Origin of the sequence: Rhizobium sp. Leaf306, from assembly GCF_001423425.1 — a bacterium.
GTDB lineage: Bacteria > Pseudomonadota > Alphaproteobacteria > Rhizobiales > Rhizobiaceae > Neorhizobium > Neorhizobium soli.
Genome location: NZ_LMNX01000002.1, coordinates 117,209 through 133,069, shown reverse-complemented (window position 1 = coordinate 133,069; position 15,861 = coordinate 117,209). Strand labels below are relative to the sequence as shown.

Genomic DNA, 15,861 nt, shown 5'->3' with positions numbered 1-15,861 from the left:
GGCCGGCCTAAGCAGGCCGGCCACTCGCGTCAGCATGGCTTGCCTCAACGGATCAGGAAACCGCAGACCTCGTCATTGCGATCTCACAGCCCGCCCTGCGTCTCCAGGAACCGCACCACATGCTCGACGCCCTCGCCGCGCTTGAGGTCGGTAAAGACATGTGGCTTCATCTCGCGCATCCGTGAAGCATCCCTGTCCATCACGTCGATATCGACATCGACGTAAGGCGCCAGGTCCTTCTTGTTGATGATCAGGAGATCGGAGCGGGTGATACCCGGTCCGCCCTTGCGGGGAATTTCCTCTCCCTGGCACGTCGAGATCACGTAGATGGTGATGTCGGCAAGGTCAGGAGAAAACGTCGCCGCCAGATTGTCGCCGCCGGATTCGATGAACACGACATCGAGATCCGGAATGCGCTCGTTGAGACCGGCGATCGCCTGAAGATTGATCGTCGCATCCTCGCGGATCGCCGTATGCGGACATCCGCCCGTCTCAACGCCGACGATCCGGTCAGACGACAGCGCCTGCATCCGCACCAGCGCTTCGGCATCCTCTTTCGTGTAGATATCGTTGGTGACGACTGCGACCGAATATTTGTCGCGCATCGCCTTGCAGAGCTTTTCGGTGAGCGCCGTCTTGCCGGAGCCGACCGGCCCGCCGATCCCGACGCGAAGCGGTCCGTTTGCCGATTTCATGAGGACATTCCTTTCGATTGCTGCAACAGCTTATCCCGGTCGCTAGGACCGGAACAGCCGCGAATGCTGTGTTTCGTGGCGAAGCGAGGCGATCTCCGCCTGCACGGCGGCACCGCCGAGATCATCGAGCGTTGCGCCTTGTGCCTTGGTCGCAATCTCGCCAACCAGAGCCTCGAGACCGGCCAGAATGCCGACGCCGTGGGCCTGACCGCACACACCAAGGCGGATGCCGGCTGAGACCGATTGCGAGACAGCCGCATGCAGATAGGCGGCGATTGCGCTCGTCTTCGGCACGCCATGGGCCGCCGAGATGGCGCCGACCGCGATCGGAAAGGGCACCTGTTTCGGCAAAAGCTGCAGCACAGGGTGCGGCCAGGCGATGGCCGCCGTGACGAAGGCCTGGCCGAGCGATAACGTTTCCGCATGACGCTCTGCCGAGCCTACCAGCGCCAGACCGAGTTCGGAGAGGTCCTTCAACGCGTCGGGTTGATCGACAGCCTCGAAAGCGCTCGAAAACAGAACCGCATCGTTCCAGAGCGAACCGTGAAGCAGGATGGTTTCGAGCCAGGATGCGAGATCCGAGGCCGATGTCACCAGCCGATCCGCCACCGCGCGCTCCAGCCCGCCCGACCAGGCAAAGCCGCCGATCGGAAAAGCCGGAGACAGCCATGCCATCAGACGGAGCAAGGCGTGCGTATCTAGCCCCTGCCCAAGCTTACCCTGCAGACCCACGTCTTGCATCATACCGGTTCAGTCATGGGCATGATGACCGTGACTGCCGTGATCATGGCCGCCATGCGCGTGATAGGCGCCGCGGGCCGGCTGGAAGGGTTCGTCAATGTCGGTGACGGTTGCGCCGAGGCCCTGCAGCATGGAACGGATGACGTGATCGCGCAGGATGAGGATACGGCCGTCCTCGATCTGCGCCGACAGGTGCCGGTTGCCGAGATGCCAGGCAAGCTCGATCAGGTGCAGCGTATCGCGCGCCTTGACCTCGAACAGCTTTTCCGGGGCCGCCTGGACTTCCACCGTGTCGCCGTTCTCAAGCACCAGCCGGTCACCATGGTGAAACAGCACCGCTTCCTTGAGATCGAGCATCACCATGTCGCCATTCGACAAATGCAGCAGCTTGCGGCGCAGGTGCCGCAGATCATGCGGCAAGGTGACGACATCCACCGGCGGATCGCTGATTTCACCGGCGGGACGATAGGAATGGATATGCTGCATGAAAGTCTCCTTGAAGGCGGCATAATCACCAAGCGCGATGCTCGGCACAAGGCCTAGTTACGCCCCGGCTGCAAAATCCGTGGCCGGGAAAAGCATGGGCCGTCAATTGAAAATCCGGAGCGACAGCGCCAGCAAATGCGGCAGTGGATTCCACAGCCCCGTGCGCAGTCCCGCGGCCCTCAGCGCCCGTGCTGTCCAGGTGTTGCAGCCGACAAGCGCGTTGAACGATCCATGCGCTTCGAAGAAGCGGTCATAGACGCCGTAGCCTGCGCCGGGGATGGGCACGACCTTGTTATCCACCTCCACGAAACTCGCACGAATGAAGTCGGACATGGCTTGGAATTCATCAGCATCGAGATCGAACGCCTGCACCGCCGGATGCGTGTCGTCTATGCCGCCGGCGACATCGACATGCATGACCGAGGAATCGATGGTCAGCGCGCGGAAGGCCGGCATGGGTTTGAGATCGGCCCAGGTCGGCGTTTCCAGATAGAAGGACCGCCCTCCCCAGCCGATCACCAGCCATTCTGCCGCGGGATCGGCGACGGGAATGCCTGATGCTTCCAGAAACGAATAGGACGCCCGCGTTTCCGCATCGAGCGGGATGACGAGATCCGTATGGATCGGGTTCGAAAGAACCAGAATCCGGCGCGTGTTTTCGCCAGCGACCGGGGGATCCGGCGCAAACAGTGGCCGCGGCACGAATGTGCCAACGGTGACGGCGAGAACGATCAGGATAGCAATGACAGGGATCGCCAGCAGCAACCGCCTTGCAAGCCTCTTCATGCGCCGTGTCCGGTAAGGTATTCCATCAAAACAGGAAATACCGCTGTGCCATCGGCAGAACCGTTGCCGGCTTGCAGGTCAGGAGCTCCCCATCGGCGCGTACTTCGTAGGTTTCCGGATCGACCTCCACATGCGGCGTCAGCGAATTGTGGATCATCGACGCTTTCGAGATGCCGCCACGGGTGTTGCGGACGGCCAAGAGCTTTTTAGCGACCCCCAGCCTGCCGACGATGCCTGCGTCGAGCGACGCCTGGGAAACGAAGGTGACGGAGGAATTGGTGCGCAGCTTGCCATAGGCTGCAAACATCGGGCGATAGTGCATCGGCTGCGGCGTCGGGATAGAAGCGTTCGGATCACCCATCGGTGCTGCCGCGATCGAGCCGCCGAGCAGCACCATTTCCGGCTTCACGCCGAAAAAGGCAGGGCTCCAGAGCACCAGATCTGCGCGCTTGCCGACTTCGACAGAGCCGATTTCATGGCTGATGCCGTGCGCGATCGCGGGGTTGATCGTGTATTTGGCGATATAGCGTTTGACGCGGAAATTGTCGTTGTCGCCGGTTTCGTCGGGCAGATGACCGCGCTGGCGTTTCATCTTGTCGGCCGTCTGCCAGGTGCGGATGGCAACTTCGCCGACGCGGCCCATCGCCTGGCTGTCCGACGAGATGATCGAGAAGGCGCCGATATCGTGCAGGATGTCTTCGGCTGCGATCGTCTCCTTGCGGATACGGCTTTCGGCAAAGGCGATGTCTTCCGGGATCGACGGCGACAGGTGGTGGCAGACCATCAGCATATCGAGATGTTCGGCCAGCGTGTTGATCGTGTAGGGCCGCGTCGGATTGGTCGAGGACGGAATGACGTTGGGATTGCCGCAGATCTTGATGATGTCAGGCGCGTGACCGCCGCCGGCCCCTTCCGTGTGGAAGGCATGAATGGTGCGGCCCTTGATGGCGCCGATAGTGTCTTCCACGAAGCCGCTTTCGTTGAGCGTATCGGTGTGGATCATCACCTGCACGTCGAAAGCGTCGGCGACTGTCAGGCAGTTGTCGATGGCGGCGGGCGTCGTGCCCCAGTCCTCGTGCAGCTTCAGCGATGACGCGCCGGCGAGGATCATTTCCTCGAGCGGCGCCGGCCGCGAGGCATTGCCCTTCCCGGCCAGCGCGAGGTTCATCGGAAACGCATCAAAGCTTTCGATCATCCGCTCGATATGCCAGGCGCCGGTGCAGGTGGTGGCAAGCGTGCCATGCGCCGGTCCCGACCCGCCACCAAGCATCGTCGTGATGCCCGACATCAGCGCTTCCTCGATCTGCTGCGGGCAGATGAAATGGATATGCGCATCCATGCCGCCGGCGGTCAGGATCTTGCCTTCGCCGGCAATCGCCTCGGTGGATGGTCCGACGATGATCGTCACGCCCGGTTGCGTATCCGGATTGCCCGCCTTGCCGATCGCATGGATCCGGCCGTCCTTCAGACCGACATCGGCCTTGTAGATGCCGGAGTGATCGACGATCAGCGCATTGGTGATGACAGTATCGACAGCGCCCTCGGCCCGCGTTGCCTGGCTCTGTCCCATGCCGTCACGAATGACCTTGCCGCCGCCGAACTTGACCTCCTCGCCATAGACGGTGAAATCCTTCTCGACTTCGATGATGAGTTCGGTATCGGCAAGCCGCACCTTGTCACCGGTGGTCGGGCCGAACATGGAAGCATAGGACGCGCGGGACATTTTGTAGGGCATGGATCAGACTTCCTGAGAAAGCAGAATGAAAGGCATGTTCTTGGCGGCGGCGTGGTCGAGTGTCACGGTTGGTGACGCGCCGGCAGCCGTGTTGAGTTCGGCAATAAAGTAATCCGCAAAACCGGCAGTTCCCGTCCTGAACGACGCAAGCGCTCTGGCAACCGCATCAGCTTCGCCGATGACGAGACGGTCGGACGAGATAAGTCCTTCGATAAGGCTGGCCAGTCGTTCGCGATCGTAACCGGTTTTGCGACGAAGTACCCAGACGAGTTCAACCAGCGTGATGGGATTGATGAACCCCGGCCGGCTCGTGGAAAGTCTTTCGTGAAAAAATTGCGCCACCCGTGGCGACCAAAGAGGGTCATCGTCCAGAAAATATCGAGCAAGAATATTGGTATCGAGACCGATCAAGGATCATCCTCCGAGCGACTGGGAGACGTTCGGCGGGCGACCGTCTCTGTGATCGCCTCCTCGATATCCATTGGCGGGCCGTCGTGCTTGCCGAAGATGCCGCGCAAATGCGCGAGATCGCTCTTCTTCGCCTCGACGGTGACCTTGCCCTCGTCATCAACGATGAACTGCAGCGAGCCCCCAGGCTTCAGGCCGAGCGCCTGACGCACCTCGACCGGGATCGTTGCTTCTCCATCCGTCGATGTTTTGGCTTCGAACCTGCCCATTATCGTGCTCCGGCGCTATCGAAAGCGCCTAGTTTACCGCAAAAATTCCTGCCTAACCAATGTCGCTTCTGGCGCAAAAAAGGCTCAGTTCCCCTCTTCCGTCAGCTCCTTCAGCTCGTCCGTCCGCTTCGCGGTCAGCCCCGCCTGGCAGCCGTAGATCAGCATCGGTTCCATCGAGCCGCCGCGGGCCTGGAAGCCGTAGGAGGCGCATTGGGCGTCGCGGTAGGTGACCCAGGCGCGTTGCGCTGCGACGAGGGCTTTCTCCGCACCTGCCGTGGAGGGATCGGCATCCGCATCACGGGCCCGCATCAGGTCGCGGGTCTTCTTGTATTGAGTGTTGAGAAGCTTGTCCGCGGCGATGAATTCCTGCTCGGCGCAGTAGGTCAGTTCCATCTGGACCTGGGCGTTGTCGCAGTCCACGTCCGGCCTGTCTTCGCCGGACGCCGGGGCGTCGATCAGCAGCACGCAGCCACAGGCGGCGAGAAGCGCCAGCGATTTCATAGGGCACCCATGATCTTCTGCTGGAACCCGTAGACCTTGCGGGCGCCTGACAGCGGGATCAGCGTGATCGACCGGGTCTGCCCCGGTTCGAAGCGAACGGCAGTGCCAGCCGGAATATCGAGCCGCATGCCGCGCGCCTTGTCGCGATCGAACGCAAGGCCGTTATTGGTCTCGAAGAAATGATAGTGGCTGCCCACCTGCACGGGCCGGTCGCCGGTGTTGGAAACCTCGATCGAAATCGTCGGGGCGCCGACATTGAGTTCGATCTCGCCTGCAACGGTAAAGACTTCACCGGGAATCATGGTCCACCTCCTCAGGCGCTCAATAAGAGTTTTGGCTGGCAGCCTTCGGCCTTCAGAACACGCACCGTCGAGGCCGGATTGTTCACGAGTGCGGCGGCTGGGCGCACCGGACGACGCACCAGTTCACCATTGCAATTCGGGCAGATACCGGCAAGCACGCCGCTGGCGCAATCGACGCAATAGGTGCATTCGAACGTGCAGATCATCGCCTCGCGGCTGTCGGGCGCGAGATCCTTGTCGCAGCATTCGCAGTTGGGGCGCAGTTCGAGAGCCATCGCGAACTCCTCAGCGGATCGGTTCGTGCACGGTGACGAGCTTGGTTCCGTCCGGGAACGTCGCCTCCACCTGCACGTCGTGGATCATTTCGGGGATGCCGTCCATCACTTGGTCGCGGGTGATGACATGCGCGCCCTCCTCCATCAGAGCCGCGACGGAGCGGCCATCGCGGGCGCCTTCCACCACGTAGTCGGTGATCAGCGCGATCGCTTCTGGATAGTTCAGCTTGACGCCCCGCTCCAGCCGACGGCGGGCAACGACCGCGGCCATGGAGATCAGAAGCTTGTCTTTTTCGCGTGGGGTGAGGTTCATGGGCGTCCCGCAATCGGCGTCATCAATGACAAATCAGATGTTCCAGACTTTCGGCACTGGCGCGCCGTTACGCAATACGGAAATTGCCGGTACCAGGATTTTTCTAAGCTCGAACCCGGTCGGCGCCGTGAGACGCGCAACGATCTTGCCGTTGAAGAAGCTGGCCCCGCCGGATGTGGGCCCGAGACAGTCCCGCAGCTTCGGAAACAGAGCTTCTGCCAGCGGTCCCGAATAGAACAATGTCGCGAACGCGACCTGGCCGGAGAGGACGGCGGCCGCTTCCGCCAGCCGCGCGATCTCGCCGTCGAAACGCATTTCTTCTGCGTGAATGAGCGAGCCAGCGCGCCGGACACGCCAGCGATCCCGGAAGAAACCGAGATTGACCGCTTCGCCCATCATCTTGCGGCCAAGAATGACGGCTTCGACGGCCAGGAACTCGGCGGTTTCGGCCAGATCCACATCAAGCCTTCGCGTCAGCGAGGCGCGGTCGAACAGTATGGTTTCCTGCGGCAACCAGTGGACGGAAGCGTTTTCGCCGACGGTGATATGAGTGGAGACGGAAGCGGTGTCTGCGGCCGCCTTGTAGATTTTCTCGTTGGCCTGCGTGGTGACCGAGAGGCGGGTGGAAGCGGATGCGGCGACGGACCAATCGATCACGTCGCCGCCCGTCAGTCCCCCTGACGTGTTGATGAGAATCGCCTCCATTTCAGGCGAAAAGGTTTCCGGAAGGCGTATTTTTGCGCAGCCCTCCTGGAAGAACTGGTCAAGCCGTGTGCGCCCGGCAAACGCCTTCGTTACAAGGCGTCCCGAACCCCTTGCCCGCTGCGGCGGGGTGTCGTCGGCTGAATGCTGCTGCACGTCGTGTCCTGCATGTTGATCTGTGTCGAGCAGTCAGACGCAACAGTCGTGCCAGACTTCGATCCGCTAGAGGATTTCGCCGGTGCCGCGGTGGCGACCATATCCGTCGTGTCGGCCTTCGAGAAGAAATCCCACATGCGGAAAGCCGGGTCGACATTGGCGTCGAAGGCAGGCTTGGCCGGCACGACGCTCGAAACCTTGGTGACACCGGCAACGCCATCCTTGGCGGCAGCCATCACCGCTTCCCGGGCTTCTGAAGGCTTCGGCCAGTCATGCGTGCCCTTTTCAAACACGTAGGTCGCGATGCGGGCGCCGTTGGTGCAGGTGCCGTACATCGTGTAGGTCACGCCTTCGACAGTCTTTGCGTTACCGTTGCCCTTGCAGCCGTCGAGATCGGTCCAGCGCTTGATCGCGGTCTTGAAACCATACTGCCAATAGGCGCTGCCGCCGCCGGCATAGGGGTTCTGGGCATCTTTTTCGCCCGCAAAGGCCACGATCGAGATCGGCTTGGCCGGATTGCAGTTGGCCGCGTCCGGGCCCCACTTGCCATCGGTCTCGACGGGACGACCGGCGCGCAGCGAATTGACGAAACCGGCCGCGACGAAATCGTCTTGACCGGAGCAGACATAGGCTGACAGCATGCGGCCGCCACCGGAATAACCCGAGGCAAAGATGCGGTTCGGATCGACGCAAAGTTCATCCTTCACCTCTTCGACGGCATCCTCGATAAAGGCTATCTCGTCCTGGCCGCCCTGGGCGCCATTGGGAAGAATAGCCTGGCTCACCTGCACATGCGGAACGTTCCAGCCATAGGTGCCCGGCGCCTTGCCGGACAGGCTGCCTTGCAGCGCCACGGCGATAAACCCGTTCTTTTCGGCAACCTTGTCCCAGGAAGAGCGCTTCAACTGGCCGACCGGATTGGAGTTGCTGCCGTGAAAATCGAACACGACGGGCAGTTTGTCCTTGCCTGTATAGGAGGACGGCACGAAGTAGACGGCCTGGCGTTCGATACCGTCGGTCTCGATGGTGACCGGGTGGAGACCCGGCGTCATAGGCTGGCCACAGCCGGCAAAAGCGGCACCTGCGGCCAAGAAAAACGCTCCGGTCGCGGTGGCGCGAAGGGCGGAGCGGGAACGAGAACCAACAATGCGTTCAAAGACCATCAGCGCCTCATCATGGGGTGCGGGGGTTATCTACGATGTTCGGAAGATGCGTTCATCTGCTGTTCATCTAGCACACAGGCCCAGGCTTTGAAACCGCGTTAACGAATAGAAGCCATGCAAACATTCACCCCTAAACAGTGAGGTGCCGCCTTGCTTCTGCCGTATCCAGCGTCTCAGCGGCGCCTTCGTGCACGATCTCGCCACGATCCATAATATAGACATGATCTGCCAGCTCCCGGCAGAAGTCGAGATACTGTTCGACCAGCAGGATTGCCATGCCGGTACTGTCGCGCAGGTAGCGGATGGCCCGGCCGATATCCTTGATGATCGACGGCTGGATGCCTTCGGTCGGCTCGTCCAGCACCAGGATCTTCGGCCGCGTGACCATGGCCCGGCCGATCGCCAGCTGCTGCTGCTGGCCGCCGGACAAATCACCGCCGCGGCGCCCCAGCATGGATTTGAGCACCGGGAACAGCGCGAAGATGTCATCCGGGATAAACTTGTCCTTGCGCTCCAGCGGTGCGTACCCGCTTTGCAGGTTTTCCTGAACGGTCAGCAGCGGAAAGATCTCGCGCCCCTGCGGCACATAGCCGATGCCGTGCTTGGCACGGTGATAGGGCGCCAATCCGTTCAACGTCTCGCCCTGGAAGCTGATCGTACCGGCTGACACCGGATGCTGCCCGGTGACGGCGCGCAACAGCGACGACTTGCCGACGCCGTTACGACCAAGCACGCAGGTGATCTTGCCCATATCCGCCTTGATCGACACGCCGCGCAGGGCCTGTGCCGCACCGTAATGGAGATTGACGTTTTCGACTGTCAGCATGGTCGGTCTCTTTTCTCGTTGTGTCGGCCGCTGGAGTATCGACAAGCTTGCGGCACCCTTTCACCTCCCCCTTGAGGGGGGAGGTCGCAGCGAAGCTGCGGGTGGGGGTGACCGCCGGGATCCCAAAGATCACCCCACCCCGGCGCTTTGCGCCGACCCTCCCCCTCAAGGGGAGGGTAATCCCTCACCGCCCCAGATAATTCTCGATCACCTTCGGATCGTTCGACACGAAATCGATCGACCCTTCGGCCAGCACCGACCCTTCCGCGAGACACGTCACCTTGACGCCGAGATCACGGATGAAGCCCATGTCGTGTTCCACCACCACGACCGAGCGGGTCTTGGCGATTTCCTTCAGCAGCAATGCGGTCTCGGATGTCTCGGCATCCGTCATGCCGGCGACCGGCTCGTCGACAAGAAGCAGTTTCGGTTCCTGCGCGAGCAGCATGCCGATCTCGAGCCACTGTTTCTGGCCGTGCGAAAGATTGGCGGCATATTCGTTTTTGCGGTGGGACATGCGGATCGTCTCGAGGATTTCCTCGATGCGCGCCTTGTCGTCTGCAGACAGCGTATAGAACAGCGTGCCGAACACGCTGCGCGACCGGTTGAGCGCCAGTTCGAGATTATCCCACACGGTGTGGCTTTCGAACACGGTCGGCTTCTGGAATTTGCGGCCGATGCCGAGCTGGGCGATATCGGCCTCGTCCTTCTTGGTGAGGTCGATCGTGTCCTCGAAGATCACCCGGCCGGTGTCGGGACGCGTCTTGCCCGTGATGATGTCCATCATCGTCGTCTTGCCGGCACCGTTCGGGCCGATGATGGCGCGAAGCTCTCCCGGTTCGACCACGAGCGACAGCGAATTGATCGCCTTGAACCCGTCGAAGGAGACGGAGACGTCTTCGAGATAGAGCAGGCTTTTCGTGCGTGTTTCGGCAATCGTGTTCATCGTCTCACTCCGCTGCCTGAACCTGTCGCGCAACCGGGACCGCCCCGGCATCCCTGCCCTTTTCCGCCTCGACCGCTGCCTTCAGCGCCTTGCGGCCAGCAAAGCCGTGCTGGATGGTGCCGACGATGCCCCGCGGCAGGAACAGCGTGACGGCAATGAACAGGCCGCCCAGCGCAAACAGCCAGATTTCCGGGAAGGCGCCGGTGAAATAGCTTTTCCCGGCATTGACGAGGATGGCGCCGATGATCGGGCCGATCAGCGTGCCGCGCCCGCCGACCGCCGTCCAGACGACGACTTCGATCGAGTTGGCGGGGGCAAATTCGCCTGGATTGATGATGCCGACCTGCGGCACGAACAGCGCACCGGCAATGCCGGCAAACATGGCCGAAACGACGAAGGTGAAGAGCTTGATATTCTCCACCCGGAAGCCGAGGAAGCGAACCCGGCTTTCCGCATCGCGCACGCCAACCAGCACCTTGCCGAATTTCGAGCGGGTGATGGCCGAGGCGACCAGAAGGCAGAGAGCCAGCATGATCGCCGACATCGCAAACAGCGCTGCACGGGTGCCGCCGGCCTGCACGTTGAAGCCGAGGATTTCCTTGAAATCGGTCAGGCCGTTATTGCCGCCGAAACCCATGTCGTTGCGGAAGAAGGCGAGCAGCAGCGCATAGGTCATCGCCTGGGTGATGATCGACAGGTAGACGCCGTTGACGCGGCTCCGGAAGGCGAACCAGCCGAAGACGAAGGCCAGCAGGCCGGGCACGACCAGAACCATCAGCATCGCAAAGGCGAAGTGATCGAACCCGTACCAGAACCACGGCAGTTCCTTCCAGTTGAGGAAGACCATGAAATCGGGCAGCAGCGGATTGCCGTAGGTGCCGCGCGAGCCGATCTGGCGCATCAGATACATGCCCATCGCATAGCCGCCGAGCGCAAAGAACGCGCCGTGGCCGAGCGAGAGGATGCCGCAATAGCCCCAGACCAGATCGAGTGCCAGCGCCAGAAGCGCGTAGCAGAGATACTTGCCCATCAGCGCCATCGCATAGGTCGGGATGTGGAACGCGCTGTCTGGCGAGGTCAGGAGATTGAGCGCCGGGACGAGAATGGCGACGCCGAGCAGGATGGCGATGGCAACGACGATCTTGCCTTCGAGTGCACGCAGAATGAAGCCGGTAATCATGCTTCGATCGCCCTTCCCTTGAGCGCGAAAAGACCGCGCGGACGTTTCTGGATGAAGAGAATGATGAGAACCAGAACCAGGATCTTGCCGAGAACGGCGCCAACCGAGGGTTCGAGGAACTTGTTAAGCACCCCGAGCGACAGTGCCCCGACCAGCGTGCCCCAGAGATTTCCGACGCCGCCGAACACCACGACCATGAAACTGTCGATGATGTAGCTCTGGCCGAGATTGGGCGAGACGTTGTCGATTTGGCTGAGCGCGACGCCGGCGATACCGGCAATGCCCGAGCCGAGCGCGAAGGTCAGCGCATCGACCCATGGCGTGCGGATGCCCATCGACGACGCCATGCGGCGGTTCTGGGTGACGGCCCGCATATTGAGGCCGAAGGCGGATTTCTTCATCACCACCAGCAGCGCGAAGAAGATCGACAGCGAGAAGATGACGATCCACATGCGGTTCCAGGTGATCGTCATGCCGCCGAGCGGAAACGAACCGGACATCCAGGACGGGTTGCCGACTTCCTTGTTGGTGGGGCCAAATATCGACCGGATCGTCTGCTGCAGGATCAGCGACACGCCCCAGGTTGCAAGCAGCGTTTCCAGCGGCCGGCCATAGAGAAAGCGGATGATACCGCGCTCCACGACGAAGCCGACGGCGCCGGTGACGAGAAAGGCGACCGGCAGCGCAATCGTCAGCGACCAGTCGAACAGGCCCGGCGCGTGACTGCGGATCACTTCCTGCACCACATAGGTGGAATAGGCGCCGAGCATGACCATTTCGCCATGCGCCATGTTGATGATGCCCATCACGCCGAAGGTGATGGCAAGTCCGATCGCGGCCAAGAGCAGCACGGAACCGAGCGACACGCCGTACCAGACGTTCTGGGCCATATCCCACAGCTGCTGCTCGTTCTGGATTGCTTTGATCGCCGCATCTAGATCGGCTTTCAGGCTCGGATCGATCGTTGACGAAACCGAACTCAGGATGCCGAGCGCGCTGCGCCCGCCAAGATTGCCCATGGTCTGGATGGCGGCCCGCTTTTCGTCGAGCGAGCGGTCGGATGAGAGCACCGAGACGGCGCGCGCCTCTTCCATGCGGAATTTGACGTCGCGGTCTGTTTCCTTGGCAATCGCAGCCTCGACGAGATCCAGCGCCTCCGCACTCGGCGACAAAAGGATCGCATCGGCTGCGGCAAGACGGACACCGCGATCAGGGCTCATCAGCGTCAGACCGCCAAGCGCTGCACGAATGGCGCGCCGCAGCGTATTGTTGACGCGGATCTTGGTGACTGCCCCCTTGGCGACCTGGCCGGCACTTTCCGCCGTCACCGGATCGATGAGATCGAGCTGCGCGCCGGCGGGTTTTGCCACGAACACGGCCTTGTCCGCCTTGCGGAAATAGAGATCACCCTCGGCAAAAGCCTCAAGCGCCGGCACAACGCGGATATCGCCACTGGTGGCGATCTGAGCGACGATCGATTCAGCCTGGCCGAAATCGGCATCGGCGAGCTGGTTAAACAGCGGCTTCGGATCAGCCCCTTGCGAAAATGCTGGCGCTGCTAGAGCGAGGAGGAGAACGGCAAAAACCGCTCTGATGAAGCTTCTTGTTGTCACGACATCGCCCTTCACACATGGCGGATACTTGCGGATTGGAGGCTGGCTCAACACTCCTCATTCCTGTGCTCGTCACAGGAATCCAGTCGGCCCAAGTCCTTGGGCCGAAAAAACTCTTCCGCGTCGCTGACGCTACGCTGCTGGATCCCTGTGACAAGCACAGGGATGAGGAGAGGAGACGCGGCATTCCGCTCGCTCCCCTCTCCGATCATGAAGAGATAACCCGGATCAGCTGCCGCCCTTGCCGCCGCACTTGCCGGTGGCAACGTTGAAGTTGCCGCAGGACATGGGCTTGCGCCAATCGGAGATCAGGTCCTTGGAGTCCGGCAGGTAATCCGACCATTCGTCACCGACGACGGCCGGCGTTTCCTGGACGATTTCGAACTGGCCGTCGGCCTGGATTTCACCGATCAGCACCGGCTTGGTGATGTGGTGGTTCGGCATGACGGTGGAATAGCCGCCCGACAGGTTCGGCACCGAAACGCCGATGATCGAGTCCAGAACCGCGTTCGTGTCGGTCGTCCCGGCGGATTCGACGGCCTTAACCCAGGCCTGGAAACCGATATAGGCGGCTTCCATCGGATCGTTGGTCACGCGCTTGTCGTTCTTGGTAAAGGCGTGCCATTCCTTGATGAAGGACGCATTGACCTCGGCATCGACGGACTGGAAATAGTTCCAGGCGGCGAGATGGCCGACCAGCGGCTTGGTGTCGAGACCGGCAAGCTCTTCTTCGCCGACCGAGAAGGCCACGACCGGAATGTCTTCGGCCTTGATGCCCTGGTTGCCGAGTTCCTTGTAGAACGGCACGTTGGCGTCACCGTTGATGGTGGAAACAACGGCGGTCTTCTTGCCGGCAGAGCCGAACTTCTTGATGTCGGAAACGATGGTCTGCCAGTCGGAATGACCGAACGGCGTGTAGTTGACCATGATGTCGGCCTCGGCGACGCCCTTCGACATCAGGTAAGCCTTGAGGATCTTGTTGGTCGTCTGCGGATAGACATAGTCGGTGCCGGCGAGAACCCAGCGCTGGACGCCTTCTTCCTTGGCGAGATAGTCGACAGCCGGAATGGCCTGCTGGTTTGGCGCGGCACCCGTGTAGAAGATGTTGCGCGAGGATTCTTCACCCTCGTACTGGACCGGGTAGAACAGGATCGAGTTCAGCTCTTCGAAGACAGGAAGAACCGACTTGCGCGACGACGAGGTCCAGCAACCGAAAACGGCTGCAACCTTGTCCTGCGAAATCAGCTGGCGGGCCTTTTCGGCAAACAGCGGCCAGTCGGAGGCCGGATCGACGACGACGGCTTCGAGCTTCTTGCCCAAAACGCCGCCCTTCTTGTTCTGCTCTTCCACCATCATCAGCATGGCGTCTTTCAGCGTCGTCTCGGAAATCGCCATCGTACCGGACAGCGAATGCAGAACGCCGATCTTGATCGTATCGTCGGCAGCGTATGCGCCCGAAAGCGCCGTGGCGGACATGGCAGCGGCAAGCAGCGCGCCGGTAAGTTTCACCCTGAATGTCATTGGTCGAACCCCTCTTCTTGTTCGTTCAAGCAACCGGAGATTTAACCGTTGCTTAACCGGACTATCGGCTGCTGCACCGCAAAAACGTATACGTCGAATGACGTATCGGGAGGGGTGAACCGGCCCGTTGGAGGGCAAGTCCTCTCCAGTCTGACAGTTTGCTGACAGCGGCACTCAGTGGCCTGTCAGGGCCCCGATGGCATTCTGCACTCGTCAACCAAATACGAGAGGAAACATGCCATGAAAACGAAACTTGCTCTGACGACCTTCGCCGCCGCACTCGCCCTCACCGCTTCGCTTCCACTGGTCCAGGCAGCCGTTCCCTTTGCCGGCACATCCGCAGCCTTTGCCCGCCAGGGTGCGGACGATGGTCCGAACCATGATGCCAATGACGACAAGGGTGGCAAGCGCGGCGGCAAGAGCCGCGACGACGCTGCAACCCATGACAAGAATGACGACAAGGGCGGAAAGCGCGGCGGAAAGAGCAGCGATGACGCCGCGACCCATGACAAGAACGACGACAAGGGCGGAAAGCGCGGCGGCAAGAGCAGCGATGACTCTGCAAACCACAACAAGAACGACCACAAGGGCGGCACGCGCGGCGGCCACAAATAGGCTTTGTCCGACCACTGTCCGCACCCCCGCCGGATGCCGGCGGGGGTGCGGCCGTTTGCAGCAACATCGCCATCATGGCAGAGTAGTTTTTCGCAGCCCACAAGCGCTGCCACACATTCCTGTCCGGAGCATCAATGGGCGTGACCCGTCGTATCTATCTTGCTGCACTGCTCGCGGCCACACTCGGGGCAGCGATCGTCGCACCCGTTGCGCCCGCATTCGCCAAGGACGGCGACGGCGGTAGCGATGGCGGCGGATCTTCCGGTTCGGGCGGTAGCGGCTCGGGCAATGACGGCGGTGGCGATGATGGCGATAACCACGGCGGCGATGACGATGGCGGTGATGACCACGGCAAGGACGGTGCGGGAAGCCATGACAAATCGGGTGCCGGCTATGACGCAAACGATTCCGATCGGGCCCGCGACGCGGTTCGCAGCGGTCAGATCATGCCGCTGAAGACGATGCTGAGAAAGATCGACGCCACCAGGTATGGTCGCATCATCGACATCCGTCTCAGCCGCTCGCCGTCGCGCGACGTCTATCAACTGAAACTGCGTGACAACAACGGTGCCATCCGCACACTGCGGGTCGATGCGAGAAGCGGCTCGCTTCTGGGAGGCGGTTGATA

Annotated in this window: 20 protein-coding genes; 2 read left to right on the top strand and 18 right to left on the bottom strand. The window is 61.4% G+C overall.

What is annotated here, in order from left to right:
• Nucleotides 1–83: 83 nt before the first annotated feature.
• The 18 genes from ureG to urtA form a co-directional block, all read right to left on the bottom strand.
• On the bottom strand, nt 84–695 hold the full coding sequence (gene ureG / locus ASG19_RS08505; protein ID WP_062455257.1) for an urease accessory protein UreG: 612 nt from the start codon (nt 693–695) through the stop codon (nt 84–86).
• A gap of 42 nt (nt 696–737) precedes the next feature.
• Complete coding sequence (locus ASG19_RS08500) at nt 738–1,439, bottom strand: urease accessory protein UreF (RefSeq protein ID WP_244476123.1); 702 nt, start codon at nt 1,437–1,439, stop codon at nt 738–740.
• Between the two features lie 6 nt (nt 1,440–1,445).
• Nucleotides 1,446–1,922 carry an urease accessory protein UreE gene (gene ureE / locus ASG19_RS08495; RefSeq protein WP_062457838.1) on the bottom strand — a complete coding sequence of 159 codons (477 nt, stop codon included), beginning with the start codon at nt 1,920–1,922 and terminating at the stop codon, nt 1,446–1,448.
• 102 nt (nt 1,923–2,024) lie between these two features.
• Nucleotides 2,025–2,708 (bottom strand): TIGR02117 family protein, encoded by a 684-nt coding sequence (locus ASG19_RS08490; protein ID WP_062455255.1) that lies wholly within the window; start codon nt 2,706–2,708, stop codon nt 2,025–2,027.
• 25 nt (nt 2,709–2,733) lie between these two features.
• Nucleotides 2,734–4,443, bottom strand: a complete 1,710-nt coding sequence (gene ureC, locus ASG19_RS08485; RefSeq protein ID WP_062455253.1) for an urease subunit alpha — start codon at nt 4,441–4,443, stop codon at nt 2,734–2,736.
• Between the two features lie 3 nt (nt 4,444–4,446).
• Entirely contained in the window at nt 4,447–4,854 is a 408-nt protein-coding gene (locus tag ASG19_RS08480) for a type II toxin-antitoxin system VapC family toxin (RefSeq protein WP_062455251.1), read from the bottom strand.
• A complete protein-coding gene (locus ASG19_RS08475; protein ID WP_062455249.1) occupies nt 4,851–5,120 on the bottom strand; it encodes an AbrB/MazE/SpoVT family DNA-binding domain-containing protein in 270 nt (89 codons plus the stop codon). Before ASG19_RS08475 ends, ASG19_RS08480 begins: the two co-directional genes overlap by 4 nt.
• Before the next feature lie 84 nt (nt 5,121–5,204).
• The gene (locus tag ASG19_RS08470; protein ID WP_062455247.1) at nt 5,205–5,621 is read right to left on the bottom strand and encodes a lysozyme inhibitor LprI family protein; all 417 of its coding nucleotides are present in this window, start codon (nt 5,619–5,621) and stop codon (nt 5,205–5,207) included.
• A complete protein-coding gene (locus ASG19_RS08465; RefSeq protein WP_062455246.1) occupies nt 5,618–5,923 on the bottom strand; it encodes an urease subunit beta in 306 nt (101 codons plus the stop codon). The genes ASG19_RS08470 and ASG19_RS08465 overlap by 4 nt, the downstream gene beginning before the upstream one ends.
• An 11-nt stretch (nt 5,924–5,934) precedes the next feature.
• On the bottom strand, nt 5,935–6,198 hold the full coding sequence (locus ASG19_RS08460; protein WP_062455244.1) for a DUF1272 domain-containing protein: 264 nt from the start codon (nt 6,196–6,198) through the stop codon (nt 5,935–5,937).
• A 10-nt stretch (nt 6,199–6,208) separates the two neighbouring features.
• Nucleotides 6,209–6,511, bottom strand: coding sequence for an urease subunit gamma (locus ASG19_RS08455; RefSeq protein WP_062455242.1), 303 nt, complete (start codon nt 6,509–6,511; stop codon nt 6,209–6,211).
• A 33-nt stretch (nt 6,512–6,544) separates the two neighbouring features.
• Complete coding sequence (locus ASG19_RS08450) at nt 6,545–7,369, bottom strand: urease accessory protein UreD (protein WP_062455240.1); 825 nt, start codon at nt 7,367–7,369, stop codon at nt 6,545–6,547.
• Nucleotides 7,306–8,460 (bottom strand): polyhydroxybutyrate depolymerase, encoded by a 1,155-nt coding sequence (locus ASG19_RS08445; RefSeq protein WP_156466457.1) that lies wholly within the window; start codon nt 8,458–8,460, stop codon nt 7,306–7,308. The genes ASG19_RS08450 and ASG19_RS08445 overlap by 64 nt, the downstream gene beginning before the upstream one ends.
• A 202-nt stretch (nt 8,461–8,662) precedes the next feature.
• Complete coding sequence (gene urtE / locus ASG19_RS08440) at nt 8,663–9,358, bottom strand: urea ABC transporter ATP-binding subunit UrtE (RefSeq protein ID WP_062455236.1); 696 nt, start codon at nt 9,356–9,358, stop codon at nt 8,663–8,665.
• Between the two features lie 184 nt (nt 9,359–9,542).
• Nucleotides 9,543–10,304 (bottom strand): urea ABC transporter ATP-binding protein UrtD, encoded by a 762-nt coding sequence (gene urtD, locus ASG19_RS08435; RefSeq protein WP_062455234.1) that lies wholly within the window; start codon nt 10,302–10,304, stop codon nt 9,543–9,545.
• 4 nt (nt 10,305–10,308) lie between these two features.
• Nucleotides 10,309–11,484 carry an urea ABC transporter permease subunit UrtC gene (gene urtC / locus ASG19_RS08430; protein ID WP_062455233.1) on the bottom strand — a complete coding sequence of 392 codons (1,176 nt, stop codon included), beginning with the start codon at nt 11,482–11,484 and terminating at the stop codon, nt 10,309–10,311.
• A complete protein-coding gene (urtB, locus tag ASG19_RS08425) occupies nt 11,481–13,097 on the bottom strand; it encodes an urea ABC transporter permease subunit UrtB (protein WP_062457836.1) in 1,617 nt (538 codons plus the stop codon). Before urtB ends, urtC begins: the two co-directional genes overlap by 4 nt.
• A 228-nt stretch (nt 13,098–13,325) precedes the next feature.
• Nucleotides 13,326–14,618 carry an urea ABC transporter substrate-binding protein gene (gene urtA, locus ASG19_RS08420; protein WP_062455231.1) on the bottom strand — a complete coding sequence of 431 codons (1,293 nt, stop codon included), beginning with the start codon at nt 14,616–14,618 and terminating at the stop codon, nt 13,326–13,328.
• Nucleotides 14,619–14,858: 240 nt separating this feature from the next.
• On the opposite strand from urtA, the gene ASG19_RS08415 reads away from it, so the two are divergent.
• Both ASG19_RS08415 and ASG19_RS08410 read left to right on the top strand, forming a co-directional pair.
• On the top strand, nt 14,859–15,233 hold the full coding sequence (locus tag ASG19_RS08415; protein WP_062455229.1) for a hypothetical protein: 375 nt from the start codon (nt 14,859–14,861) through the stop codon (nt 15,231–15,233).
• 134 nt (nt 15,234–15,367) lie between these two features.
• Nucleotides 15,368–15,859: a hypothetical protein gene (locus tag ASG19_RS08410; protein ID WP_062455228.1), complete on the top strand. Its 492-nt coding sequence runs from the start codon at nt 15,368–15,370 to the stop codon at nt 15,857–15,859.
• Nucleotides 15,860–15,861: the final 2 nt, after the last annotated feature.